This is a genomic window from Ensifer sp. KUDG1 (genome assembly GCF_050434285.1).
Classification (GTDB): domain Bacteria; phylum Pseudomonadota; class Alphaproteobacteria; order Rhizobiales; family Rhizobiaceae; genus Ensifer.
On sequence record NZ_JBNDIG010000003.1, the window covers coordinates 1 to 24,407 of the forward strand.

Annotated in this window: 21 protein-coding genes; 8 read left to right on the forward strand and 13 right to left on the reverse strand. The window is 63.3% G+C overall.

Features of this window, described 5'->3' with window-relative positions; translation table 11 throughout:
* Positions 1-564 precede the first annotated feature (564 nt).
* On the forward strand, positions 565-2,532 hold the full coding sequence (locus tag M2267_RS10625; protein ID WP_043626166.1) for a M23 family metallopeptidase: 1,968 nt from the start codon (positions 565-567) through the stop codon (positions 2,530-2,532).
* Positions 2,533-2,619: 87 nt separating this feature from the next.
* Here M2267_RS10625 and clpB read toward each other — a convergent pair whose 3' ends face one another.
* Both clpB and M2267_RS10635 read right to left on the reverse strand, forming a co-directional pair.
* On the reverse strand, positions 2,620-5,226 hold the full coding sequence (gene clpB / locus M2267_RS10630) for an ATP-dependent chaperone ClpB (protein ID WP_043626168.1): 2,607 nt from the start codon (positions 5,224-5,226) through the stop codon (positions 2,620-2,622).
* Between the two features lie 240 nt (positions 5,227-5,466).
* Positions 5,467-6,486 carry an NAD(P)-dependent oxidoreductase gene (locus M2267_RS10635; RefSeq protein ID WP_429114541.1) on the reverse strand — a complete coding sequence of 340 codons (1,020 nt, stop codon included), beginning with the start codon at positions 6,484-6,486 and terminating at the stop codon, positions 5,467-5,469.
* A 130-nt stretch (positions 6,487-6,616) separates the two neighbouring features.
* On the opposite strand from M2267_RS10635, the gene M2267_RS10640 reads away from it, so the two are divergent.
* A complete protein-coding gene (locus tag M2267_RS10640; RefSeq protein ID WP_043626181.1) occupies positions 6,617-7,201 on the forward strand; it encodes a TetR/AcrR family transcriptional regulator in 585 nt (194 codons plus the stop codon).
* Between the two features lie 104 nt (positions 7,202-7,305).
* Here the strand turns inward: M2267_RS10640 and M2267_RS10645 are convergent, their stop codons facing one another.
* The 5 genes from M2267_RS10645 to M2267_RS10665 form a co-directional block, all read right to left on the reverse strand.
* The gene (locus tag M2267_RS10645; protein WP_192450561.1) at positions 7,306-7,965 is read right to left on the reverse strand and encodes a DUF4167 domain-containing protein; all 660 of its coding nucleotides are present in this window, start codon (positions 7,963-7,965) and stop codon (positions 7,306-7,308) included.
* A 332-nt stretch (positions 7,966-8,297) separates the two neighbouring features.
* Positions 8,298-9,167 carry a peptide chain release factor N(5)-glutamine methyltransferase gene (prmC, locus tag M2267_RS10650; RefSeq protein WP_429114544.1) on the reverse strand — a complete coding sequence of 290 codons (870 nt, stop codon included), beginning with the start codon at positions 9,165-9,167 and terminating at the stop codon, positions 8,298-8,300.
* A 2-nt stretch (positions 9,168-9,169) separates the two neighbouring features.
* A complete protein-coding gene (prfA, locus tag M2267_RS10655) occupies positions 9,170-10,252 on the reverse strand; it encodes a peptide chain release factor 1 (protein ID WP_429114546.1) in 1,083 nt (360 codons plus the stop codon).
* Positions 10,253-10,321: 69 nt separating this feature from the next.
* Entirely contained in the window at positions 10,322-12,589 is a 2,268-nt protein-coding gene (gene ptsP / locus M2267_RS10660; protein WP_043622970.1) for a phosphoenolpyruvate--protein phosphotransferase, read from the reverse strand.
* A gap of 87 nt (positions 12,590-12,676) precedes the next feature.
* Positions 12,677-13,951 carry an aspartate kinase gene (locus tag M2267_RS10665; protein WP_043622972.1) on the reverse strand — a complete coding sequence of 425 codons (1,275 nt, stop codon included), beginning with the start codon at positions 13,949-13,951 and terminating at the stop codon, positions 12,677-12,679.
* 291 nt (positions 13,952-14,242) lie between these two features.
* Here M2267_RS10665 and M2267_RS10670 point away from each other — a divergent pair, with 291 nt between their 5' ends.
* The 3 genes from M2267_RS10670 (at position 14,243) to M2267_RS10680 (ending at position 18,104) form a co-directional block, all read left to right on the forward strand.
* A complete protein-coding gene (locus M2267_RS10670) occupies positions 14,243-15,079 on the forward strand; it encodes a hypothetical protein (protein ID WP_429114548.1) in 837 nt (278 codons plus the stop codon).
* Between the two features lie 69 nt (positions 15,080-15,148).
* A complete protein-coding gene (locus tag M2267_RS10675) occupies positions 15,149-16,195 on the forward strand; it encodes a linear amide C-N hydrolase (RefSeq protein ID WP_429114809.1) in 1,047 nt (348 codons plus the stop codon).
* Between the two features lie 376 nt (positions 16,196-16,571).
* Complete coding sequence (locus M2267_RS10680; protein WP_429114550.1) at positions 16,572-18,104, forward strand: ABC-F family ATP-binding cassette domain-containing protein; 1,533 nt, start codon at positions 16,572-16,574, stop codon at positions 18,102-18,104.
* Positions 18,105-18,169: 65 nt separating this feature from the next.
* On the opposite strand, the gene M2267_RS10685 is transcribed toward M2267_RS10680, so the two are convergent.
* Positions 18,170-18,685 (reverse strand): class I SAM-dependent methyltransferase, encoded by a 516-nt coding sequence (locus tag M2267_RS10685; protein ID WP_429114552.1) that lies wholly within the window; start codon positions 18,683-18,685, stop codon positions 18,170-18,172.
* 142 nt (positions 18,686-18,827) lie between these two features.
* Between M2267_RS10685 and M2267_RS10690 the strand changes: the two genes are divergently transcribed.
* Both M2267_RS10690 and ubiG read left to right on the forward strand, forming a co-directional pair.
* Positions 18,828-19,376, forward strand: a complete 549-nt coding sequence (locus M2267_RS10690; protein ID WP_429114554.1) for a dihydrofolate reductase family protein — start codon at positions 18,828-18,830, stop codon at positions 19,374-19,376.
* A 210-nt stretch (positions 19,377-19,586) separates the two neighbouring features.
* On the forward strand, positions 19,587-20,333 hold the full coding sequence (ubiG, locus tag M2267_RS10695; protein WP_090299864.1) for a bifunctional 2-polyprenyl-6-hydroxyphenol methylase/3-demethylubiquinol 3-O-methyltransferase UbiG: 747 nt from the start codon (positions 19,587-19,589) through the stop codon (positions 20,331-20,333).
* 15 nt (positions 20,334-20,348) lie between these two features.
* Here the strand turns inward: ubiG and M2267_RS10700 are convergent, their stop codons facing one another.
* The 5 genes from M2267_RS10700 to M2267_RS10720 all read right to left on the reverse strand — a co-directional run bounded on the left by M2267_RS10700 (position 20,349) and on the right by M2267_RS10720 (position 23,409).
* Positions 20,349-20,915, reverse strand: coding sequence for a GNAT family N-acetyltransferase (locus M2267_RS10700; protein WP_429114557.1), 567 nt, complete (start codon positions 20,913-20,915; stop codon positions 20,349-20,351).
* A 109-nt stretch (positions 20,916-21,024) separates the two neighbouring features.
* Positions 21,025-21,453 (reverse strand): DUF1178 family protein, encoded by a 429-nt coding sequence (locus M2267_RS10705; protein ID WP_034797716.1) that lies wholly within the window; start codon positions 21,451-21,453, stop codon positions 21,025-21,027.
* On the reverse strand, positions 21,450-22,307 hold the full coding sequence (locus tag M2267_RS10710) for a carbon-nitrogen hydrolase family protein (RefSeq protein ID WP_429114559.1): 858 nt from the start codon (positions 22,305-22,307) through the stop codon (positions 21,450-21,452). The genes M2267_RS10705 and M2267_RS10710 overlap by 4 nt, the downstream gene beginning before the upstream one ends.
* Before the next feature lie 65 nt (positions 22,308-22,372).
* The gene (gene grxC / locus M2267_RS10715; protein ID WP_043622990.1) at positions 22,373-22,630 is read right to left on the reverse strand and encodes a glutaredoxin 3; all 258 of its coding nucleotides are present in this window, start codon (positions 22,628-22,630) and stop codon (positions 22,373-22,375) included.
* Positions 22,631-22,677: 47 nt separating this feature from the next.
* Positions 22,678-23,409, reverse strand: a complete 732-nt coding sequence (locus M2267_RS10720) for a ComF family protein (protein ID WP_429114562.1) — start codon at positions 23,407-23,409, stop codon at positions 22,678-22,680.
* A gap of 101 nt (positions 23,410-23,510) precedes the next feature.
* Here M2267_RS10720 and M2267_RS10725 point away from each other — a divergent pair, with 101 nt between their 5' ends.
* The gene (locus tag M2267_RS10725; RefSeq protein ID WP_429114564.1) at positions 23,511-24,389 is read left to right on the forward strand and encodes a methyltransferase domain-containing protein; all 879 of its coding nucleotides are present in this window, start codon (positions 23,511-23,513) and stop codon (positions 24,387-24,389) included.
* Positions 24,390-24,407: the final 18 nt, after the last annotated feature.

The window sequence follows — 24,407 nt, forward strand, 5'->3', positions numbered from 1 at the left end:
AAGAACCCTTCCGAGTTCCTCACGAGCTCCGCCGCCCACGTTTCTCTTTCTCTATATTCAATTGTCAAAAAACCGACGAACTCACCGTCCGTCAAACCGTTTCCTCAAAGCCCAGACCATCCGGCCCGAACCCCTCAATCAGCATCAGCCAACCCAGGAAACTCTAGAGCGAAGGTCGTCGTCGCCAGCAGCGCCGCCGCCCTCGTCAGTGATCGGGCTTATAGACCCCCATCCCCGAACACGTCAACAGGGATTTTCGGAAAAAATGACAGATTTCTGACAAAGCCCACAAACGCAGGGCTTTGCGCCCCCAAAAAACTTTTGCCCCCTCCCCCGGGCCTGTGGAGACACAATTTGGCCCTACCTTTTTCACAATCCGCCTATCTAAGCGAAAACGAAGATGCGTCGCGGAGGCGGGCGCGCGGATAGGCTTGGGATATATAGGGTATCGCCCTTGCCGCTTCCGCGCGTGATTTGACTCCGCCGCGTGAAAGATGCACACCTTCGCGCAACGTATCGCAGGCAAGAATACGGTTTAGAGAAATCGGGGACCCTCAGTTCGGCATGATCACCGACAAGAACATGGTCAGGTCGCTTGGCGACCAGCCACCGATCCTGGCGCATGGCCGGCGCGCGCCCGACAGGCGCGAGATCTCGCTGCGCTGGCTGTCGGGTACCTTCCTGACAGGGATCACCTCGAGCCTCCTGATGGGTGTCGCACTTTTTGCAGCGCTTGACGGCCGCCAGCAGTTGGCAATCCCGGCCGAAGCCTACGCCGCGCTCGATGCCGGTTCGAACGGCGACGAGCAAGCAACTGCCGTTCGCGGCGGCCGCATCCTATCGCCGAAGCTCGTTGCCAAGCCGGCCGACAAGACGATCATGGAAGTCTCGACGATGACCCATGACGGCGAGAAGGAGGTGGTGCGCAAGCAGCCCTTCGTTCACGTCAAGATGGCGCTCGCCGCCAATCATCAGGCCTCGGAAAGCTATCCGGACTTCGATCCTCTGGCGATCTTCTCGACGGAAGAGGCAGACGAAGAGTCCCCCGTTTCGCGAACCGGCACGCTTTACGGCTCGAATGTCGATTCCGAAGTGGCGCTGAAAACCGTCGACTTCCCGCTGCGTGGCGGCGCCACCTTCGACAGTTCGATGTCGCTCGAAGAGGTCGAGGAAAATGTCCGCACCAACGGCTCTGTCCTGACCGAAGGAAGCACCCAGGTCGCCTCGCTCTATTATGTCGATCCACAGCGCTTCGCTTCGGAGAATGACGGGCTCGATCTTCTCCAGGGCCTGACCGCCCGCATCGTCGAGCAGAACAAGAGCGACGCCGCCTACGAGACGATCGACGAAGAAACCACCGAATACGCCGACGACATCATCCCGGTGCGGCGCCAGACTGACATCGCGACCGTGATGAGCAGTGCCGGCTATACCAAGGCGCAGGCCGAGGACGCCGCCGGCTATCTCGGCCAGGCGCTCGGCGCCAGCGAACTTTCCGAAGGCGATGTCCTGCGCATCGGCATCATTCAGAACGGCGAGACGCAGAAGGGTCAGGACGCACGCATCGTGCGGGCCACGATTTATTCGCGCAACCGGCATGTGCTGACGATGGCGGTCGACGACAAGGGCCGCTTCGTGCCCGGCGCCGAGCCGCCGAGACTTGACGCGGTCGCCACCGCCTTCGACGACAACGGCGCGCCGGTCATGACCAGCAGCCATGATCTGCCGCGGGTCTATGACGGGATCTACCGGGCGGCACTTTCCTACGGCATGAACGCCGACATGGTCGGCCTCGTCGTCAAGCTGCTCGCCAGCAATGTCGATTTCCAGGCGCAACTGAAGCCGACGGACTCGCTCGAAGCCTTCTTTTCCGTGACCGACGAACGCGGCATGGCGACGGAGGATTCCGAACTCCTCTATGTTCGCGCCAAGTTCGGCGATGCCGTTACCGCCTTCTACCGGTTCCAGGATCCGAGCGACAACACGATCGATTATTTCGACCAGGACGGCAAAAGCATCCGCCAGTTCCTCTTGCGCAACCCCGTGCCGAACGGCCATTTCCGCTCGGGCTTCGGTATGCGCCGCCATCCGATCCTCGGCTTCTCGCGCATGCACACCGGCGTCGACTGGGCAGCCCCGCGCGGCACGCCGATCATCGCCGCCGGCGGCGGTGTCGTCGAAAAGGCCGGCTGGGATTCCGGCGGCTATGGCAACCAGACGCTGATCCGCCATGCCAACGGCTACGTGTCCTCCTATAACCACCAGAGCGCGATCGCCAAGAACGTCAAGGTGGGCAACAAGGTCGTCCAGGGCCAGGTGATCGGCTGGGTCGGCACAACAGGCCTTTCGACCGGACCGCACCTGCACTACGAGCTGATCGTCAACGGCAACAAGGTCGATCCCTTGCGCATCCGCCTGCCCGGCGGCAAGTCGCTTTCCGGCGATGCGATGGCGAAGTTCGAGAAGGAACGCGACCGCATCGACGAATTGCTGAACAAGGACGGCACGGGCGCAGAGGTCGCGAGCAACTAACCGCTCCTCCCCCTCCCCTTCTCGAAAATCCGCACAAACAAAAAGGCCGCCCCGAAGGGCGGCCTCTTGATTTGTGCGCTGCTGGACTTAGGCGGCTTCCTTGTCCGGCCCCGCCCCGCGCTTGAAGTTGAGGCGATCCGAGCCCGAGAGCACCTTGACGGTCGAACCATCAGGGAACTCGCCCTGCAGGATCTTCTCGGCGAGCGGATCCTGCACGAACTTCTGGATCGTCCGCTTCAGCGGACGGGCACCATAGGCCGGATCGTAGCCCTTGTCGGCCAGGAACGCGCGGGCGTCGTCGTCGAGCTCCAGCGTGATCTTGCGCTCGGCAAGCAGCTTGCGCAGCCTTGCGAGCTGGATATCGACGATCGCACCCATTTCCGAGCGGCGCAGCCGGTGGAACAGGATGATCTCGTCCACGCGGTTCAGGAACTCCGGCCGGAAGGCGGACTTCACCACCTCCATCACCTGGTCGCGAACCACATCGCTGTCCTCGTTTTCGCCGAGCCCGACCAGATATTCCGCGCCGAGGTTGGACGTCATGATGATCATCGTGTTGCGGAAGTCGACGGTGCGACCCTGACCATCGGTCAGGCGGCCGTCGTCGAGCACCTGCAGCAGCACGTTGAAGACATCCGGATGCGCCTTTTCGATCTCGTCGAACAGCACGACCTGATAGGGCCGGCGCCGAACGGCTTCGGTCAACGCACCGCCTTCCTCGTAACCGACATAGCCCGGAGGCGCGCCGATCAGTCGGGCGACGGAGTGCTTCTCCATGTATTCCGACATGTCGACCCGCAGCAGCGCGGTCTCGTCGTCGAAGAGGAACCGTGCAAGCGCCTTGGTCAGCTCGGTCTTGCCGACGCCGGTCGGGCCCAGGAAGATGAACGAGCCGATCGGCCTATTCGGATCCTGAAGGCCGGCGCGCGAACGTCGAACGGCACGGGAAACCGCCTGCACGGCGTCACCCTGGCCGACGACCCACTTCGCCAGTTCGTCTTCCATGCGAAGCAGCTTGTCGCGCTCGCCTTCCAGCATCTTGTCGACCGGAATGCCGGTCCAACGCGAAACCACATGCGCGATGTTGTCGGGGGTCACAACCTCCTGCACCATCGGGTTGGCATTGGCGTTCTCCTGGCTTTCGGCGTCCGAGAGCTCCTTTTCGAGCTTCGGGATGACACCGTAGGTCAGTTCGCCGGCACGCTGGAACTCGCCCTTGCGCTGGACGATCGCCAGCTCGTTGCGGGCTTCGTCGAGCTGCTTCTTGAGATCGGCGGCACGCCCGAGCTTCTGCTTTTCCGCCTGCCAGCGGGCCGTCAGCGCGGATGCCTGCTCTTCGAGGGAAGCAAGATCAAATTCGAGCTTCTCCAGCCGATCCTTCGACGAGACGTCGGTTTCCTTCTTCAGGGCTTCGCGCTCGATCTTCAGCTGGATGATGCGACGATCGAGCTCGTCGAGCTCTTCGGGCTTGGAATCCACCTGCATGCGCAGCCGCGACGCGGCTTCGTCCATCAGGTCGATCGCCTTGTCCGGCAGGAACCGGTCGGTGATGTAGCGGTTCGAAAGGGTCGCGGCGGCAACCAGGGCCGAATCCGAGATCCGGACCTTGTGGTGCTGCTCGTACTTTTCCTTCAGACCGCGCAGAATCGAGATCGTGTCTTCGACTGTCGGCTCCTCGACCATGACCGGCTGGAAGCGACGGGCAAGGGCCGCGTCCTTTTCGACGTGCTTTCGGTATTCGTCGAGCGTGGTCGCGCCAACGCAATGCAGCTCACCGCGCGCCAGCGCCGGCTTCAAAAGGTTGGAGGCGTCCATGGCGCCATCGGCCTTGCCGGCCCCGACCAGCGTGTGCATCTCGTCGATGAACAGGATGATCTCGCCGTTTTCGGCCTGCACCTCGTTGAGCACGGCCTTCAGCCGTTCCTCGAACTCGCCGCGGAACTTCGCACCGGCAATCAACGCACCCAGATCGAGCGCCATCAGCCGCTTGTCCTTGAGGCTTTCCGGCACGTCGCCATTGACGATGCGCAGCGCCAGGCCCTCTGCGATCGCGGTCTTGCCGACGCCGGGCTCACCGATCAGAACCGGATTGTTCTTGGTGCGGCGCGACAGCACCTGGATGGTACGGCGGATCTCGTCGTCGCGGCCGATGACCGGGTCGAGCTTGCCCTCACGCGCATCGGCCGTCAGGTCGCGCGCGTATTTCTTCAGGCTGTCGAAGCCCTGCTCGGCATTGGCGCTGTCAGCGGTGCGGCCTTTGCGGATGTCGTTGATCACCTGGTTGAGCTTGGTCGGCGTGACACCGGCCTTCTTCAACACATCGGCGGTGGCAGCCGAGCTTTCGATCGCCAGCGCCAGCAACAGGCGCTCGACGGTGACGAAGCTGTCGCCGGCCTTCTTGGCTGCGTCTTCGGCACTCGAAAACACCCGCGCGAGCGGCTGCGACAGATAGACGGAACCGTTGCCGCCGGAAACCTTGGGGAGCTTTGCCAGCGCTGCGTCATTGCCGGCGCGCGCTTCGCGAGCATCACCACCGGCCCGCTCGATCAGCGAGGCGGCCATGCCCTGGTCGTCATCGAGCAGTACCTTCAGCACATGCTCGGGCGTGAACTGCTGGTGTCCTTGCGCCAGCGCATAGGTCTGCGCCGACTGCAGAAAACCGCGCACGCGCTCGGAATATTTTTCGATATTCATACTCTACCTCCATATCCCGGCAGGCCCATCATGGCACCCGTCGGTGTTTCAGGATCAGGCTCCCGCATTCGGCAAGCCTGTCAGTGTGGCGCGATCCCCGCTTTGCGTCGGATCAACGCGTCCGAAGCGAATATGGGGCAGCGATTTTGGAAATTAAAGAGCCTCGCGACGCTCCTGAGACGGAAATCTGCAACCGCGAGGCGGCCGCGCACCAAAAGGGCAACGCGGCCGCCAGATTGCCTATGCCGCGGGCGTCCGCTCGGCAAAGGTCGCGCCGAAATCCTTCATCCGCCGCACGTAGTAGCCCGGGTCGATCAGGACCTCCGGCAGATAGAGCCCCGGCGCCGGGGCTGCCCCGCCCTCAAGGCCGAGCATACGCTCGACCGCAAGGGCGACGCCAAGGGCCGTCAACGGCGCCTGGCCCTGAGGGTGCACGATCTCATACCGACGGTCGACCGGTTCGCCATGCTTGTCGCGGCCCTTGATATCGATGGCGATCTCGGTCGAGAACGGCTCGCCGCGCCGCCTGCTCGCGGAAACGCTATAGGCAAGATCCAGCCGGATATCGCTGGCGTTGGTGCGGGCCGAAAGCGCCATGACGTCGAAGGGCGAATAGGCGGTCGCTTCGAGCTCGACGCCGTCAACGCTTCTGAAGCGCGCCTTGGAATCCTCGCCGCCGGCCCAGTGGAACTTGCCATCCGTGACGGTCAAGGCCGCGGGCGCGAGACCGGTGATGCGGTTGTAATCGGCAAGCGCTGCCGGCCCGCCCATGTCTTCTTCGTCGAGCAGGACCCCGATGCGGATCGCGTCGATCGCCTCATAGGCTTTGGCAAAGTCGAGGATTGGGAAGATCGCAGCACCTGCAAGCCAGTGACTGGCGAGCAGGATCGGCGCGCTGTCCGGCGCGTGGATGTACTGCGCCATCTCCGGACCGACCTCGAAGGTGCCGCTCGAGAGGCTGATATAGGGAATGCCGTGGCGCTGGGCGTAGCGCATCGAACTCAGTTTTTCGTCTTTCAGGAAGATGACGACCGCACTGAAGCGGCGCTCGGCGCCGAGACCGAGATCCGGTCGCCCGAGGTCAACACTGACCCCGATTGAATCGCCAACCTCGCGCGCGACCGCTTCGGCCTTGCCAAGATCGCGACCACCGATCGCGATCGGCAGCGCCGGGTGCAGACGACGAATGATCTTTGCGGCCTGCGACCCGACGACCCCGGAACCGCCAATGATCAAAACGGGCAGAAACTTGCTCGACATCTTCCTATCTCCTAAACGAGAGGTAAGCGGCACCTACCAAACTTACCATTAGTAACTTACTATTGGTAAGTAAGATGCCGCAGGCCACTTTCAAGAGGCGTGAGCCGACGCGAAAAGAGGATTGTGATCGATGAGCCGGACGAAGGGCCGAAAGCTTGCCAAGCCGGAACGACGCGCCCAGTTGCTCGAGACCGCAAGGGAGATCCTGCGCGAACGGGGCGCTGACGCCCTGACGCTTGGCCATCTCGCCGAAAGCGCCGGCGTCAGCAAGCCGATCGCCTACGAACATTTTGGCACGCGCGAGGGGCTTTTGATCGCCCTCTCCCAGGAAATCGAAGACCGGCACACCGAGAAACTGAGGGTGGCGCTGGAGGGTGCCTCCAGTCGGCTCGATGCGGTCGCCGACATCATCAGTTCGGTCTACATCGACTGTGCGGTCGAAAGCGGCGAGGAATGGCAGGCGATCTCCGGCGCGCTGCGCGGCAATGCCGACATGATCGCCACGCAGCAACAGCAGGTCGACGACTACGTCGCCATGATCAAGACCGCCCTCTCCCCCTTCTCGGAAATCGCTGAAGACGATCTGAGGCTTCGCTGCACCGGTATCGCCGGCGCCGCCGAAGCGATCGGCCGCGAACTGATCCGTGGGCGCACAAGCGAGACGGCCGCGAGCAGCAACCTTGCTGCGCTCATCGTCGACAGTGCCAAGAGCTGACCAGCACGAAGGCTGATCAGCGGGGGCCGGACAAAGAAAAACCCGGCCGCTAAGAGCCGGGTTTTTGGTGCCTGCACTGGACAGGCTGACGATTGCGACTTCGCTTATTCGGAAGCGGCGAGAGCCGGTGCTTCCGGAGCATCATCACCCGACGGCTGAGCCTCGTCGGCGGCACCTTCGGCGGCGCTGCGGCGCGGACGGCGCGGACGCGGCGTGTTGCGGCGGCGAGAAGCGGCGCGGCCGGAAGCGGCCGGTGCCTCTTCTTCCATCGCGACTTCGGCCGGCGTGCCTTCGATCACCGGCTGCGGGCCGGTACCGTCGATGACAGGCTGCGGCTCGGAAACCGGCGCAGCGGCTGCGGCAACCGGAGCCGGCATGTCGTCTACATAGCCCTGGTCCAGATCGTCCTGGTCCTGGTCGGCGGCATCGTGGCCGCGGAAGTCCTGACGGTCGTCACGCTGGAAACGGTCCTGCATCTGCGCCTGTGCGGCAGCGATGATGCGGTTGTAATGCTCGGCGTGCTGCAGGTAGTTTTCCGCCATGACCCGGTCGCCGGAGCTCTGGGCGTCGCGCGCAAGTGCAGAATACTTCTCGGCGATGTGCTGGGCCGTACCGCGAATCTTCACATCCGGACCGGAGCTGTCGTAGGTCCGCGTCAGCGGGTTCGAGCCCTTGCGGTTGTGGTTGTTGTTATTACCATTGTTGTTGTTATTGTTGTTGTTATTCCGCCCGCGGCCGCGCTTGTTTTGCTGTCCTGGCCTCATAGTACATTCACCCGAATTCTCTTGATAATGATGATCATGTGGTTTCGTCTTCCGGCCGGATCCGTTCACGCCCGACAGAACACGCGCCGTTGTGCTCGCACAATGGCGGCTTCGGCGCCGACTGACGTCAAATTAACAGGTACCCGCACAAGGCACTGTTGAACCCTAGCAACTCTTTCTTGAGAGCAATCCCCGTGGCCAGGTCATACCGGAACGAATCTTAGGTCCATGACCTTCTGCCCAGTGCGCGGGCAAACTAGCCCGCTTCCTCTGGGATTCCAAGCCCTTTCTTTGCCTCTGCAAGAAAGAAGATGCGCCAGTGCAGCATTTTTTCAACGGTTTGTGTCGCGTTCGAAGATCAGGACGCGGTCATTGCCGCCGAGATCCTTCGCCTCTTCACGCAGACGGAATTTTTCGGCGTAAAACAACGCCGTTACCGCCTCTTTCTGGTCGAAACCGATTTCCAAGCCTATCACGCCGTTTGTCTCAAGATGATGACCAGCTTGAGAAGCGATGGCGCGATAGGCATCTAGCCCATCTTCTCCGCCATCAAGCGCTGCGGCCGGGTCGTGAAGTCTCACCTCCGGCTCAAGCTCTTCGACCACACTGGACCGGATATACGGCGGATTTGAGACGATGACGTCGTAGCGACCATCCACCTTTTCGTACCAGTTGCTGAGCAGGGGCCGAAATCGATCCGCAAGTCCGAGAGCGGCGGCATTTGCCGTCGCCGTAACCAGCGCGTCTCCGGATATATCGGTCGCCGTGCCCCTGGCTTCAAGAACCTCAGACAGAAGCGCGAGACAAATCGCGCCCGTGCCTGTGCCGAGATCGATGATCTCGCACCCTCCCTTTCGCGCCACCACCGCGCGCAGATAAGGGATCATGCGGTCGACCAGGGTTTCGGTGTCCGGGCGCGGCTCCAGCGTTTCCTTCGACAGTTTCAGCGGCAGGCCGAAGAACTCGCGCTCACCGAGGATGCGATAGACCGGCTCGCGCGCCAGCCGGCGGGTAACCGCAGCCCGGATCCGCTGCACATCCTCATCCGAAACCGGGTCCCTACCCCGCGACACGACCGCGCTCAGCGACAGGTCGAGCAGGCCCGAGATCAGATGCCGGACGTCGAGCGCCGCGTGTTCGATGCCGCCCGCCTGCAGGCGATCGCGACTTTCGGCAACCAGGCTCGCGAGCGTCTCGGCCATCTTTAGCCTCGCTGCTCGCCGAGCTGCGCCAGCTGGCTTGCCTGATAGTCGGCAAGCAGCGCGTCGACGACTTCGTCGATTTCGCCCATCATCATCCGGTCGAGCTTGTAGAGCGTCAGGTTGATGCGGTGGTCGGTCAGCCGTCCCTGCGGGAAATTGTAGGTACGGATGCGTTCGGAGCGGTCGCCCGATCCCACCTGGCTCTTGCGGTCGGCCGAGCGTTCGCTGTCGGCGCGCTGGCGCTCCATGTCGTAGAGGCGCGAGCGCAGCACCTGCATCGCCTTCGCACGGTTCTGGTGCTGTGACTTTTCCGAGCTGGTGACGACGAGCCCGGTCGGCAGGTGGGTGATGCGCACGGCCGAGTCCGTCGTGTTGACGTGCTGTCCGCCGGCGCCCGACGAGCGCATCGTGTCGATGCGGATGTCCTCAGGCCGGATCTCGATATCGATGTCCTCGGCCTCCGGCAGCACCGCGACGGTTGCCGCCGAGGTATGAATGCGACCGCTCGCCTCCGTCTCCGGCACACGCTGCACCCGGTGCACGCCGGATTCGAACTTCAGCCGGGCAAACACGCCGCGCCCGGAAACGGTTGCGATGATTTCCTTGAAACCGCCGGCTTCGCCTTCGCTCGACGACAGCACTTCGACCTTCCACCCCTTGCCCGCCGCATAGCGCTCGTACATCCGGAACAGGTCGCCGGCAAACAGCGCCGCCTCGGAACCGCCGGTTCCGGCGCGGATTTCAAGGATCGCGCTCTTTTCGTCGGCCGCGTCCTTCGGAAGGAGCAGGATCTGGATTTCCTGCTCCAACCCCTCGATCGCCGCCTGGACCTCGGGCTTTTCCATTTCGGCGAGATCACGCATCTCGCGGTCGGTCGATTTGTCGGCGAGCATGGCGGTGATGTCGGCAAGCTCCGCCGTCGCCTTTTCATAGGCGCGGATCTTCGTCACCACCGGCTGCAGTTCGGAATATTCCGAGGCGAGCTTGACGTAGACGTCCGCGGCCGGGCCGGCGGACATGCGCGCCTCGATTTCGCTGAACCGCCGTTCCAGTTCGCGCATCTTTTCAACGGGAAGCTTTGCCAAGTCTCACTCCAATGCGTCTTGCCCCGGCCGGATCAGCTCCGGACGAGGGTTGCGACGCGTCACTTCAATCTAAACCGGAATGCCGTTTTCCGCGGCGAAATCCACCAGCATCTGGCGAACGGGCGTCTGATCACGCGTATCGTCCAGTGCAGCGTTGAGCTGTGCGCCGAGCTTGGAGGCGTCAAGCGCCAGAAGCATCGCCTTGATCGGTCCGACGGCCGTCGGCGACATCGACACCGAACGGAACCCAAGCCCGAGCAGCGCCATGGCCGAGAGCGGCTTGCTCGCCATCTCGCCGCAGAGCGTTACCGGCGTGTCGTGCCGGTCGCCGGCGCGCACGATGTCGCGCAGGATACGGAGGAACGGGCGACCGAGCACGTCGAACCGGTCGGAGACACGGGCATTGCCGCGGTCGACCGCCATGGCGAACTGGAAGAGGTCGTTGGAGCCGACGGAAACGAAGTCCACCTCGGTCATCAGCTCGTCGAGCTGCCAGAGCAGCGCCGGCACTTCGAGCATGGCGCCGAACTGCAGCTTGCGCGGCAACTGTTCGCCGAGCTTCGACTGCCGTTCGATTTCCTTCTGCAACAGGTCGCGCGCGATCCTCAGTTCGGAAACCTCGGTGACCATCGGCAGCATCAGCTTGAGCTCGGCACCGGCCGCCGCGCGCAGCATGGCGCGCAGCTGGGTGCGCAGAAGACCCGGCCGGTCGAGCGAAAGCCGGATGGCGCGCCAGCCGAGCGCCGGGTTTTCCTCTTCCGCTGCGCGGAAATAGGGAACCACCTTGTCGCCACCGATATCGAGCGTGCGGAAGGTCACGGGCTTGCCGCCCGTCTGCTTCAGAACGTTACGATAGAAGGCTTCCTGCTCCTCCGCCTTCGGCATGGTCGAGGCGATCATGAACTGGAGCTCGGTGCGGAAGAGGCCGATGCCTTCGGCGCCCGCCTCGTTCAGGTGCGGCAGGTCGACGAGCAGGCCGGCGTTCATCTGCAGCGTGATGCGCGTACCGTCCCGGGTCAGCGGATCGACGTCCTTCAGCGCCCGGAACTGCGCCTGACGCCGCGCCCGGAAGCGGACCTTTTCCTCATAGGCGCGCTGCAGGTCGGCGAGCGGTCGCAGATGCACCTTGGCATCGTCGCCATCGATGATGATTGCGTCGCGGTTTTCCGCAAGCGCCACGGCACCGGTCGCCTGGCCGATGACAGGAATGCCCATGGCGCGGGCAACGATCACCACATGGCTGGTGACGGCACCTTCTTCGAGCACCAGGCCGCGCACGTTTTCGCGCGGATAGTCGAGCAGTTCGGCAGCGCCCATGGCGCGCGCGACGATAACCGCATCGTTCGGGAAGTCGCTCGCCGAAAGCTTGGCGCCGTAGCCGGAGAGCTGGCGCAGCAAGCGGTTGGCGAGATCGTCGAAATCATGCATGCGCTCGCGCAGGTACGGATCCGTCAGGCGGATCATGCGGGCCTTGGTCTCGCTCTGCACGCGCTCGACGGCCGCCTCCGCGGTCAGGCCGTTGCGGATCGCCTCTTCGAGCTTGCGCACCCAGCCGCGGTCATGCGCGAACATGCGGTAGGTTTCGAGCACCGCCCGGTGCTCGCCTTCCATCGACACCTCGCGGCGCGACAGCATGTCGTCGATCGAAATGCGCAGCGAGCCGAGCGCTTCGGCAAGCCGCTGCAGCTCCTGGTCGGTATCCTCGTTGAGGAGATTGGTAACGACGATCCTCGGTTCGTGCAGGACGACATAGCCGAGACCGATGCCTTCGCCGTAGCTGTTGCCGTCGATCGAGACGGGACGCGACAGGTCGAGTTCGAGACCGGGCTTGGTGATCTTCTTCAGCTCGCCGGTCGCCACCATTTCGGCGAGAACCATAGCGGTCGTCTCAAGCGCCTCGACCTCGTCCTCGCGATAGTTGCGCATCGCCTTGTTCTGAACGACGAGAACGCCGAGCGCGCGCCCGGTGCGCAGGATCGGCACGCCGAGGAAGGAATGGTAGATCTCTTCGCCGGTTTCCGGCAGGTAGGTAAAGGCCGGGTGCGACTGGGCGTCGGAGAGATTGAGCGGCCGCGCCGAAGCGGCGATGGTGCCGACGAGGCCCTGTCCCATCTTCAATTGCGCCAAGTGAACGGCGGCCTTGTTCAGACCTTCGGTCGCATAGAGTTCGAGCACGCCGTCGGAGCGCAGCACGTAGACCGAACACACTTCCGCGACCATATTCTGCGCGATCTGGCGCACGATACGGTCAAGGCGCTCCTGCGGCTCCAGCGGTTCCGCCATCAACTCGCGCAACCGCTTGAGGAGAACGCGCGGACCTGCGGAAAGGTCTCTCATCGCGTGGGGTCTCCCGAAATAGAGGGGACGGCAGCAAAGGGGATACGCGGCCAAACCGCCGCGAATCCCAAATCGGTCGTCTGTCGATTAACTCTTATCGAGACCGTAAGCGGAATGCAAAGTGCGAACCGCCAATTCCGCATAGGGTCCATCGATCAGGATCGAAATCTTGATCTCCGACGTGGTGATGGCCTTGATGTTGATGCCCTTGTCGGCAAGTGCGCGGAAGGCCGAAGCTGCAACACCGGCGTGGCTGCGCATGCCGATGCCGATGACCGATACCTTGACGAGGCCCGCTTCGGACTGAACGACGTCGTAGCCGATCTTGTCCTTGTTGTCGCCGAGCACCTTCAGCGCCTTGTCGACGTCGCCGGAGGGAACCGTGAAGGTCATGTCGGTCTTTGAGCCGTCCTCGGAGATGTTCTGGACGATCATGTCGACGTTGATATGGGCTTCAGCCAGCGGGCCGAAGATCGCGGCGGAGACGCCCGGCCGGTCGGCGAGACGGCGCAGCGAAATCTGGGCTTCATCCTTGGCATAGGCAATGCCGGTTACGACTTCCTGTTCCACGATCTCATCCTCATCACAAATCAGCGTACCGGGCGGATTGAGAAGGTCACCCATGCCCGGCGCATCGGGATCTTCGAAAGACGAACGCACGAAGGTGCGGACCTTGTGCACCATGGCGAGCTCGACCGAGCGCACCTGCAGCACCTTGGCGCCGAGCGATGCCATTTCCAGCATTTCCTCGAACGCGATTTTCTTCAGCCGCCGCGCCTTCGGCTCGATGCGCGGATCGGTGGTGTAGACGCCGTCGACGTCGGTGTAGATGTCGCAACGGTCTGCCTTGACGCCGGCGGCAATCGCAACGGCCGAGGTGTCGGAGCCGCCGCGACCGAGGGTGGCGACGCGGTTGTCGGGCCCAAGTCCCTGGAAACCGGCGATGACGGCGACCTGGCCCTCACCCATGCGGCGGACGAGCTCGGCACCGTCGATATCGAGAATACGGGCGGCGCCATGAGCATTGTCGGTGCGGATCGGGATCTGCCAGCCCTGCCAGGAACGGGCGTTGATGCCCATCGACTGCAGCGCGATCGCCAGCAGGCCGGAAGTCACCTGTTCGCCGGACGCGACGATCGCGTCATACTCGCGCGCATCGTAGAAGGGCGAGTTGGCGCCGGTTGCCTTCGGCATGTTCTGCACCCAGCCGACCAGCTCGTTGGTCTTGCCGGACATGGCCGAAACGACGACGGCAACTTCGTGGCCGGCATCGACTTCGCGTTTCACATGGCGGGCAACATTGTGAATGCGGTCCAAATCAGCGACGGACGTTCCGCCGAATTTCATCACGATGCGTGCCATGTGCCTCTACCGGTACCCAATTTGCGCGCGTGAGGCGCGCGTGACAGGAAAGTCCCCGCCGGCGCCCGACGGTCAAAAAGCTTGGGAGACTTCTCGGACATCGGCAGTCACCGCTTCGGGGAGCGGAAAGTCGCGGCGTCTCTTAGCGGATCGGGGGGCTGCACGCAATGGCAAGAGGGCAGGAATAAGGCGCGGGAACCCCGGCCGGAAACCTGTACCGGGGCAAGCATGCGCCACTTGCAATTGCAGCCATGGCGGCTAGGCTGCCAGCGAGGGATCAAGGGGGCAGACATGCAGACACGACGCATAGCCGCAACCGGGCGCGCCGCAGCCCACCTTGCCGGCACATTTGCGCTGGCGCTGCTCGCCTCCGCACCGGCGCGCGCTGCCGATTTCGACGCCGAGCGTATGGCGCCTGAGAGCGACTGGACGGTGATCGTCAGCCCCTATATCTGGGCCGCCAGCCTGAAGGGCGACGCATCGCTCGCCGGTTTCGACACCGATGTCGACGTGCCGTTCAAGGACACGCTCGACCATCTCGACCTGGCGCTGATGGGCAATATCGAGCTGACCAACGGCCAATGGGGCGTCTATTTCGACGGCCAATATGTTCGCACCAGCCAGGACGAAGAGCTGCTCTCCCATGAGATCGGCCTCGACATCAAGATGACGACACTGGCGGTCGGCGCGTTTTATCAGATCTACGAGCAGGAGCTCGGTGGCAACACGGCCTTTGGCAAGCCCCGGACGCTCTCGATCGAGCCGACGATCGGCCTGCGCTGGACGAAGCTCGAAGCGGACGTGTCCGTGGCCGGCGTGAATGCGAGCAAGAGCGCCGACTGGACCGACCCTTTTGTCGGCCTGCGGCTCAACGCCGACCTCAGCGAACGCTGGAACCTCGTCGCCGAGGCCGATGTCGGCGGCTTCGATGTCGGCTCCAAGCTCAGCGTCAACGCCCAGGCCTATCTCGGATACCGCACCGAAATGTTCGGTCAACCGACGATCCTTCGCGCCGGCTACCGCCTGCTCTATCAGGACTACGAAAGCGACGATTTCACTGGAACCAACAAGTTTCGTTGGGACGTAAACCAGCATGGCCCGGTCATCGGATTCTCGATGCTTTTCTAGAGAGGCCTGATCCGCACGCGACCTGAAAGGGAGAATGCCGTGACGTTTATCGGAAAGTCCGCCCGCTCGATTGTTTCAGCGGCACTCGCCAGCCTTCTCCTCCTTGCCCAGACCAGCGCCGAAGCCTGCACGCGCCTCGTCTATCTCGGCCCTGATGACAATATCATCACAGCGCGATCCATGGACTGGAAGAGCGATGTCGCCACCAATCTCTGGGTGCTGCCGCGCGGCACCGAACGCGATGGCCAGGCCGGCCCCAATTCGTTCAAATGGACGGCGAAGTATGGCAGCGTCGTTGCCACCGGCTATGACGTCTCCACCACCGACGGCGTCAACGAGGTAGGGCTGAATGCAAATCTGCTCTGGCTGGTCGAATCCGAGTACCCAAAGTTCGATGACAAATCGAAGCCCGGCCTGACAATCGCCGCCTGGGCGCAATATGTGCTCGACAGCTTCGCAACTGTCGAAGAGGCAGTGACAGCGCTCGAGAAAGAGCCCTTCACCATCGTTACGGACAATGTTCCGGGCGAGAACCGCCTGACGACGCTGCACCTTTCCATCTCCGACACGACGGGCGATAGCGCCATCGTCGAATATATCGGCGGCAAGCAGGTGATCCACCACGACCGCAAATACCAGGTCATGACCAACTCGCCTGTCTTCGACCAGCAACTGGCGTTGAACAGCTACTGGAAACAGATCGGCGGAACGGTGATGCTGCCCGGCACCAACCGAGCATCCGACCGGTTCGCCCGCGCCTCCTTCTACGTCAATGCCATCCCGAAGGACGAGAACCCCGATCGGGCGCTGGCGAGCGTCTTTAGCGTCATTCGCAATGTCTCGGTCCCCTATGGGCTCAACACCCCGGAAGAACCGAACATTTCCTCGACCCGCTGGCGCACCGTCGTCGATCACAAGCGCAAGCTCTACTTCTTCGAATCCGCGCTGACACCAAACACCTTCTGGGTCGACCTGAAGAAGATCGACTTTGCCAAGGAGACCGGCAAGGTGATGAAACTCGATCTCGGCGAAAACCAGGATCACACCTATTCGGGCGACGCGACCGGCGATTTCAAGCCGGCCGAACCATTCAAGTTCCTCGGCCTGCAGATGTGAGCCTTCGATGCCGGGGGCATTGAAAGTTGCACGCGACGATGGTATTCACACCGCGCAACTTGAATTCGAGGAAGGGGGGCTGCACGTGATGACATTTTTCCGGCACCACCGCCAGCGTGGCCCCGTCCAAGCCCTGCAGATGCGTTTGCAGGGCTGACCGGACATAATTCGCAACATCGCGAACCTATCCCTGGTCTGCCCAGAGTGATGCAGTGCGCAACCGTACCGGTTTGAACGCCTGCATCGTCTTCCCATACCGAGCCGACATGGCCCGAGCACAGCCCCTCGCTGTCGCGGGTTAAACCATCCGCCAACCGCGGCATAAGCGTGCCGCCCCGGATGCCTCATCGTCGCTCGCGCAGTCCAGAGAACGACCATGGCCTTGATCAATATCCGCAACCTCGGCGTCAGCCTGAGCGCACCGCTCTTCTCCAACCTCAACCTGTCCGTCGCATCCGGCGACCGGATCGGCATCGTCGCCGCCAACGGGCGCGGCAAGTCGACCCTGCTGAGATCGATCGCCGGGACGTTCGACCCGACGGCGGGCGAAATCACCCGCTCGCGAGGCCTGACCGTCGGCCACGTCGAGCAGAACGTGCCTGCATCCCTTTTGCCTCTCTCCTTCCACGACGCGGTTCTTTCGGCGCTCCCGGCAGACCAGGCGGAGAACGAAAGCTGGCGCGTCGATATCGTGCTCGATTCCCTCGATGTGCCGGAGGTTCTGCGGGCGCGTGCCGTCTCGCAGTTGAGCGGCGGCTGGCAGCGGCTGATGCTGCTTGCCCGTGTCTGGGTCAGCGAACCCGACGCCCTGCTGCTGGACGAGCCGACCAACCATCTCGATCTCGCCAAAATCGGCCGGCTGGAGGCCTGGCTGAATGCTCTGCCGCGCGACGTGCCGGTGCTGGTTGCCAGCCACGACCGCGCCTTCTTGGACGCAACCACCAACCGCACGCTGTTCCTGAGGCCGGAGCAATCGCCGGTCTTCGCGCTCCCCTATTCGCGGGCGCGCGCCGCTCTCGACGAAGTGGACGCGTCCGAGGAGCGGCGTTACCAGCGCGACATGAAGGTGGCACAGCAGCTGCGTCGCCAGGCCGCCAAGCTCAACAACATCGGCATCAACTCCGGAAGCGACCTGCTGACGATAAAGACGAAGCAGTTGAAACAGCGGGCGGAGCGGCTGGAGGATGCGGCAAAGCCAGCGCATCAGGAGCGCTCAGCCGGTGCGATCCGGCTCGCCAACCGCGGCACCCACGCCAAGATCCTGGTGACGCTCGACGACGTTCAGGTCGAAACGCCCGACGGCACCCCGCTTTTCCGCACCGGCAAGCGCTGGATCTGCCAGGGCGACCGCATCGTGCTGCTCGGCGAAAACGGCGCCGGCAAGACCCGGCTCGTCAATCTCATCCGCACCGCGATCGACGAACCCTCCCGCGCGCCGGAAACGCTGAAGGCAACGCCCTCGCTCGTGCTCGGCTACAGCGACCAGGCACTTGCCGGACTGTCGGATGACGAGACGCCGCTTGCAGCGCTCTCCCGCCGCTTCTCGCTCGGCGATCAGCGCGCCCGTAGCCTGCTCGTCGGTGTCGGCGTCGGCATCGACATGCAGGAAAAGGCGATCGGCCGGCTCTCAGGCGGCCAGAAGGCGCGTCTTGCCATGCTGGTGCTGCGCTTGAAGGAGCCCAATTTCTACCTGCTCGACGAACCGACCAACCACCTGGACATCGAGGGCCAGGAAGCGCTTGAGGCGGAGCTGTTGAGAAACGAGACGAGTTGCCTGCTCGTCTCCCACGACCGCAGCTTCGTGCGCAATGTCGGCGATCGTTTCTGGCTGATCGAAAAGCGCCGCCTCGTCGAGGTCGAGGATCCCGAGGACTTCTTCGCCTCGGCGGCTGCAGGCGACGTCGGCTGACATAACCGCAATCATAGCAAACGTGGCGCCCGCAAAGAAAGCGGGCGTCATCAGTCGCAACACCGTCAGGCTGGCGGCCGCGCAATCAGGCAGGCGACCTCGCCGCTGTCGAAGCTCTTCGCCAACCGGACCTCGACCTGCCAGCTGTGGCGAAGGGCCGCCGCCTCAAGCCGCGCGCCAACGTCGTCCGCCCCCGTGGACGGCTCGTCATGGAAAAGAAAAAGGCGGCCCTCCGGCTTCAACACCCGCACCAGCGCCGCAAACTCGCGGGCGGGATCGCCCCGCGTGAACACGCCGACGCGCATGGCGAACACCTTGTCGAAGCGACGGCCACCGAGATCGAGCGAGCGAAGCTCCGCGACCCGCAAAGCGGCTCGCCCGGCGGCAACATATTCGGCATTTCGGCGCGCTGCGGCTGCCACCATCGCAGCCGATCGGTCGACCGCGACAATCTCCCCATCGACAAGCCGCTCGCAAACTTTCGTCACGGCAACGCCGTGGCCGCAGCCGACTTCGAGCAGATGATCGGACGGGCGGGGCGCGATGACGTCGACCGCCCAGTCGATCCTGTTCAGCGTCATCTGGATTGCTCTCCTTCCCTTCTCCGAAAACTAGCACGCGTGCCGGCGTGAATCCATCCGATGCAAATATAAAACCGCTTGCAAAATTATATCAGATTTGCCACTCTCCCCGTGAGAGAGCCTGCCGTAACGGGAGAGAGAAATGCGCAAGGTCATCATGTGGGACATGGTAAGCGTTGACGGCTTCTTCGAAGCACCGGGACACGACATCGGCTGGTTCGTCTTCGAGGACGAGCTCGCCGCCTATATCGGCGAAACACAGCTCGGAACGGGCACCCTGCTTTTCGGCCGCGTGACCTATGAGATGATGGCGGCCTACTGGCCGTCGGCCGAAGGTGACATCGCGACCTTCATGAACGGCGTCGAGAAATTCGTCTTTTCGCGCACGCTGACCTCCGCCGATTGGGCAAGGACGACGCTCGTGACCGGCGACGCCGCCAAGGAAGTCGAACGATTGAAGAAGCTCGAGGGCGGTGCGATCTTCATCTTCGGCAGCGCCGATTTCGCCAGCGAACTGGTCGAGAAGGGCCTCGTCGACGAATACCGCCTCGGCATCAATCCGGTGCTGCTCGGCGAGGGTGTGCCCCTCTTCAAACCAGGGCTGAAGCGAACGAAACTCAAGCTGACCCACACGCGCCCTCTGACGTCCGGTGTCGTCATCCTGCACTACCAGCCGGAAGCGAGCGCTTAGCAGGACGGGTGCCACGCAGGCGCGTGCGCCGATCTGGCCCAGCGCCACCTCTTGACTTCCTTGTCCGATCGTCCGACTTCACTGCTGCACAACTCCCTAAATCGGGATCGGTTTAGGGGTAAATGATGCAGCAGTTTGAAGTGTTGCAGCGTCCGTAGCGCGTCGTGAAAGACGCGCGGCGCTGTCGGGACGATGCAAGGAGACGGCGACATGAGCGAGACCGCACGCACGACGATCGACCAGAGCGAGGTTGACCGCTTTTCCGCCATGGCCGCGGAGTGGTGGGATCCGACCGGCAAGTTCCGGCCGCTGCACAAGTTCAATCCCGTTCGCCTCGCCTATATCCGCGACAAGGTGGCTGAGCATTTCGGCCGTGATCCCAGGAGCCCGCAGCCGCTGAAGGGCCTGCGGCTGCTCGATATCGGCTGCGGCGGCGGCCTCCTGTCGGAGCCGATGGCGCGCATGGGCGCAGACGTGCTCGGCGCCGACGCCTCCGAAAAGAACATCGGGATCGCGAAGACCCACGCGGCCGGAAGCGGGGTAGCGGTCGACTATCGCGCGGTGACCGCCGAAGCGCTCGCCGAAGCCGGCGAGAGCTTCGACATCGTGCTCAACATGGAAGTGGTCGAGCATGTCGCCGATGTCGACTTCTTCATGACCACCTGCGCCCACATGGTGCGCCCCGGCGGCCTGATGTTCGTCGCCACCATCAACCGCACGATGAAGGCCGCGGCGCTTGCCATCTTCGCCGCCGAGAACGTGCTGCGCTGGCTGCCGCGCGGCACGCACCAGTATGAAAAACTGGTGCGTCCGGAGGAGCTGGAAAAGCCGCTCGTGGCGAACGGCCTCGAAGTGACCGAGCGGACCGGCGTCTTCTTCAATCCGCTCTCCAACCAGTGGAACCTGTCCAAGGATATGGACGTCAACTACATGATCGTCGCCAAGCGGCCACTATAAGTGCTGTCGGCGGGCTCAACCGGCCTGCCGACGCTCCTGCCATTCGCGCTTCAGGAGCGCATAGACGTATTCGTCGCCCCAGACATCGTTGAACCGGTCGTTTTCGATCAGATGCGCTTCGCGGCGCATGCCGAGACGCTCGACGACACCGACCGATCCCTTGTTGAGGGCATCGAGCCGGGCAAAGATCCGGTGGAAATTCAGCGTCGAGAAGCCGAGATCGAGCGTGGCCCGCATTGCCTCGGTGGCATAGCCCTTGCCGGCAAAGGCGGGATCGAAGATGTAACCGGTCTCCGCCTGCTCCGCCGCGCCGCTGGCGAGTTTCAGCAGCACTTCTCCGATCAGGGCGCCATCGTCCCGACGCTCGACGGCGAACACGGCGACATCCCCATCATCCACAAGCTTTGGCGCCGAAGCCTTGGCGAATTTTGTCCGCGCTGCCGTTTCGTTCAGCGGCTCCTGGTAGAGATAGCGATAGACCTCCGGCAGCTGGTGATAGCCAAAGTAGCTTGCGAAATCATCGGATGCGAAGGCCCTGATGATGAGGCGATCGGTGGAAATGCGGATATCGGACAACGTCATAGGCTGAAAAACTCCCACTGCAAAACCGCCAGATGGGAAGCAAGCCGTTGTTTTTAAAGAGGCACTCAGGCTTTTATGCAAAAGGGGGCAAGCATTTCCCGCTCGTGCATCAGTTGACTTCGTCGGGCAGGATCGGCAGCGGCGCGACGGCAATGCCCTCTTCGAGCAGCGCCACGGCCTCTTCCGCGGTTGCCTTGCCGATCAGGCCGCGTTCTTCCGCTTCACCGTAATGGATCTTGCGGGCCTCTTCCGGAAAGCGCTCGCCGACATCCTCCGCGTTTTCGCGTACGGACTTGACCAACTCGCGAATCTTGGCGACCGTCTCCTTCTGCGCCTGGTCCATGATCACCGCCCGCGTCGCTTCCTTCTTGCGCGCAGTCGCGACGGAAGGCGCCATCAGTTGCTTGGCAACGGACGTCGAATTGCAGCTCGGACAGGAGACCAGCTTGCGCTCGACCTGGCGGTCGAAATCGTCGCTCGACGAGAACCAGCCCTCGAAATCGTGGCCGTTGTCGCAGGAAAGAGTGTAGCGGATCAAGCGGCAACGCCTCCCTTCCCGGTCGGCGCCACTTCATCGAGCACGAAACTGCGGGCGTTCTTCAAGTTCGGTATCTTGGCGCGCGCCGCATGCACGGCGGCGACGTCGATATCGGCAAGCACGATCGCCTCGCCGGTCGGGCCAGCCGATGCAAGCACGCGTCCCCAGGGATCGATGATCATCGAATGGCCGAAGGTCTCGCGCCCATCCTCATGCGTGCCCCCTTGCGCGGCGGCAATGACGAAAAGGCCGTTCTCGATCGCGCGGGCGCGAAGCAGGATTTCCCAGTGCGCCTCACCGGTCTGGCGCGTGAAGGCGGCAGGCACCGACATGATCTCGGCGCCGGCAACGGCCTGCTGCCGGAAAAGCTCCGGGAAGCGCACGTCGTAGCAGATGGAAAAGCCAAGCTTGCCAAAGTCGAGTTCGGCCAGGCGCGCGATGCTGCCGGGCTGATAGGCGGCGCTTTCCCGCCAGCTCTCGCCGTTGTCGAGATCGACGTCGAACATATGGATCTTGTCGTAGTCGCAGATCTTCTGGCCGCTCGGGCCGAAGAGCAGACCGCGATTGGCGATCTTGCCGTCGGCAAGCGCGATCGGCGTCGAGCCGACATGGAGGTAGACGCCGAGTTCGCCGGCAAGCTGAGCTGCCGCCGCGGCGATGAGATCGTTGGCCTCGTCCTTCAGGATCGCGCGCAGAGCCGCCCGGTCGCGCTGGAGCGCCCCGGTCATTTCCGGCGTCTGGATATAGGTCGCGCCCTGGGCTGCCGCCTCGCGCGCAAGCCGCACCATCGTCTCCGCATTCTTGCGGGGATCGACGCCGGAACACATCTGAAGGGCTGCGGCCTTGAAACTCATGTCGTCCAACTCCCGACGCTCACCGCTGACAAACGGGACGTCGCCTCTTGCAGGGGTGCGGTGCCTCAGGCAGCCAGCATCGCGTCGAGTTTGCCGGCGCGTTCCAGCGCGTGCAGATCGTCGCATCCACCGACATGAATGTCGTTGATGAAGATCTGCGGGAACGTCGTCCCCCCGTGCGACTTGTCGATCATCACCTTCCGAACACTCGGATCATAGGTGGCATCGTGCTCAAGGAAGGAAACGCCCTTGGTTTCCAGGAGTTTCTTTGCGGCCGAGCAATAGCCGCAGAACTGACGCGTATAAATGACCACCGAAGCCATGATCCTGAACCGCTCCTTTGCCGGCGACCGTGCCGGACATCTGATTGTCATATAAGTCCGGATACGGCTCTTGCAAAGGTCAAAACCGTGACCGACCCCGCCCCCGCCCGCTTCAGCGCACGGGTCGCTGCGGCAACGGTTGCGCCGGTCGTATATACATCGTCGACGAGAACCACGCTTTTCCCGCTGAGACCCGCCTTGCCGCTTTCCGAGACGGCGAAGGCGCCGCGCACGTTCTCCTCGCGGGCGCGCAGCCCCAGGCGAACCTGCGGGCTCGTGCGCCGGATGCGTTTCAAAAGGTCGGGCTGATAGGGACGGCCGGAGAGCTGAGCAATCGCCCGCGCCAGCTCCGCCGATTGGTTGAACCGCCGCTTCCACAGCCGGAAGGCATGCAGCGGCACGGGAATGATCGCATCGGCGGAAGCGACGGCACCGTCGCTCGCCCGGATCATCCATGCCGCCATCATCGGCGCAAGATCCGTGCGGTCGCGATACTTCAGCCCGTGGACCAGATCTCGGGCGACGCCTTCGTGGATCGCCACCGACCTTAGCCGCTCGAAAGCAGGCGGGTTAGCGATCGCCTCCGGTGACACCGATCCGGCGCCATGGTCGACCGAAAACGGGGTGCCGAGAATATCGCAATAGGGCCGCTCGATCAGCGGCAGCGTCGCCCAGCAGGAGGCGCAGACCGCGCGATGGTCGCCGACCAGCCGACCGCAGCCGCAACAGACGGGCGGAAAGACGAGATCGACGAGCCCCAGGCCGAACCGTCTCAGCATGCCCGCGCGCCACGCCTGCGGAATACGCAACCTCTCCCATGCCATGCGGTTGACTTTGTGCCTCCGAAGGTCTCTTTGCTGCCCATCGCGGAGAGACTATCGTGGAAAAAATCTTTGACCAGAGCCTCGTCGAGGCACACCGGGCAAGGGCGCTCAGAAACGCCGATCCGAAGGCCGGATTCCTTCTCGACATCGTGGCCGAGGAGCTCGCCGAGCGTGTCGGCGTCGTCGAGCGCCACTTCGACCGCGCACTCGAACTGCACGGCTACACCGGCGAAACAGCCCGTCAGCTGATGGCGACGGGCAAGATCGACGCCATCGAGCGCGTCGAGACCGACGCCCGCTTCGGCTCGACCGAGGCGCCGGTGACGATCGCCTCGCTCGAAGAAGTTCCGGCCGAACCGGAAAGCGTCAACCTGATCGTCTCGCCGCTCTCCCTGCATCTGACCAATGATACGCCCGGCGCCTTCATCCAGGTGCGGCGGGCGCTGAAGCCCGACGGGCTGTTCCTCGCCGCCATCCCCGGCAGCGGCACGTTGCAGGAACTGCGCGAAGCACTGCTGGCCGCGGAAGCCGAGCTGACGGGCGGCGCCAGCCCGCGCGTCATTCCCTTCGCCGATGTCCGTGACGTCGGCGCGCTCCTGCAGCGCGCCGGTTTCGCCCTGCCGGTCACCGACACGGAAAACTACACGGTCCGCTACGATTCGCTGTTTGCGCTGATCCGCGACCTGCGCGCCATGGGCATGACCAGCCCGCTTTCGGCGCGCAGCCGCACGCCCGTTTCCAGGCGCTTTTTCCTCAGAGCTGCGGAAATCTATGCGGAGCGCTTCTCCGATCCGGACGGTCGCGTTCGCGCAACCTTCTCGATCATCTACCTGTCCGGCTGGGCACCGCACGAGAGCCAGCAGAAGCCGTTGAAGCCGGGTTCGGCAAAACAGCGGCTTTCGACCGCTCTCGGTACGAAAGAGCAGCCGCTTTAGGGCGGCATCCCCCCAGAT

Bases quoted from the DNA above. Each gene is read 5' to 3' on its own strand.
- M2267_RS10625 (WP_043626166.1), top strand. From the start codon at position 565: ATGATCACCGACAAGAACATGGTCAGGTCGCTTGGCGACCAGCCACCG.
- clpB (WP_043626168.1), bottom strand. From the start codon at position 5,226: ATGAATATCGAAAAATATTCCGAGCGCGTGCGCGGTTTTCTGCAGTCG.
- M2267_RS10635 (WP_429114541.1), bottom strand. From the start codon at position 6,486: ATGTCGAGCAAGTTTCTGCCCGTTTTGATCATTGGCGGTTCCGGGGTC.
- M2267_RS10640 (WP_043626181.1), top strand. From the start codon at position 6,617: ATGAGCCGGACGAAGGGCCGAAAGCTTGCCAAGCCGGAACGACGCGCC.
- M2267_RS10645 (WP_192450561.1), bottom strand. From the start codon at position 7,965: ATGAGGCCAGGACAGCAAAACAAGCGCGGCCGCGGGCGGAATAACAAC.
- prmC (WP_429114544.1), bottom strand. From the start codon at position 9,167: ATGGCCGAGACGCTCGCGAGCCTGGTTGCCGAAAGTCGCGATCGCCTG.
- ptsP (WP_043622970.1), bottom strand. From the start codon at position 12,589: ATGAGAGACCTTTCCGCAGGTCCGCGCGTTCTCCTCAAGCGGTTGCGC.
- M2267_RS10665 (WP_043622972.1), bottom strand. From the start codon at position 13,951: ATGGCACGCATCGTGATGAAATTCGGCGGAACGTCCGTCGCTGATTTG.
- M2267_RS10670 (WP_429114548.1), top strand. From the start codon at position 14,243: ATGCAGACACGACGCATAGCCGCAACCGGGCGCGCCGCAGCCCACCTT.
- M2267_RS10680 (WP_429114550.1), top strand. From the start codon at position 16,572: ATGGCCTTGATCAATATCCGCAACCTCGGCGTCAGCCTGAGCGCACCG.
- M2267_RS10685 (WP_429114552.1), bottom strand. From the start codon at position 18,685: ATGACGCTGAACAGGATCGACTGGGCGGTCGACGTCATCGCGCCCCGC.
- M2267_RS10690 (WP_429114554.1), top strand. From the start codon at position 18,828: ATGCGCAAGGTCATCATGTGGGACATGGTAAGCGTTGACGGCTTCTTC.
- ubiG (WP_090299864.1), top strand. From the start codon at position 19,587: ATGAGCGAGACCGCACGCACGACGATCGACCAGAGCGAGGTTGACCGC.
- M2267_RS10700 (WP_429114557.1), bottom strand. From the start codon at position 20,915: ATGACGTTGTCCGATATCCGCATTTCCACCGATCGCCTCATCATCAGG.
- M2267_RS10710 (WP_429114559.1), bottom strand. From the start codon at position 22,307: ATGAGTTTCAAGGCCGCAGCCCTTCAGATGTGTTCCGGCGTCGATCCC.
- grxC (WP_043622990.1), bottom strand. From the start codon at position 22,630: ATGGCTTCGGTGGTCATTTATACGCGTCAGTTCTGCGGCTATTGCTCG.
- M2267_RS10720 (WP_429114562.1), bottom strand. From the start codon at position 23,409: ATGCTGAGACGGTTCGGCCTGGGGCTCGTCGATCTCGTCTTTCCGCCC.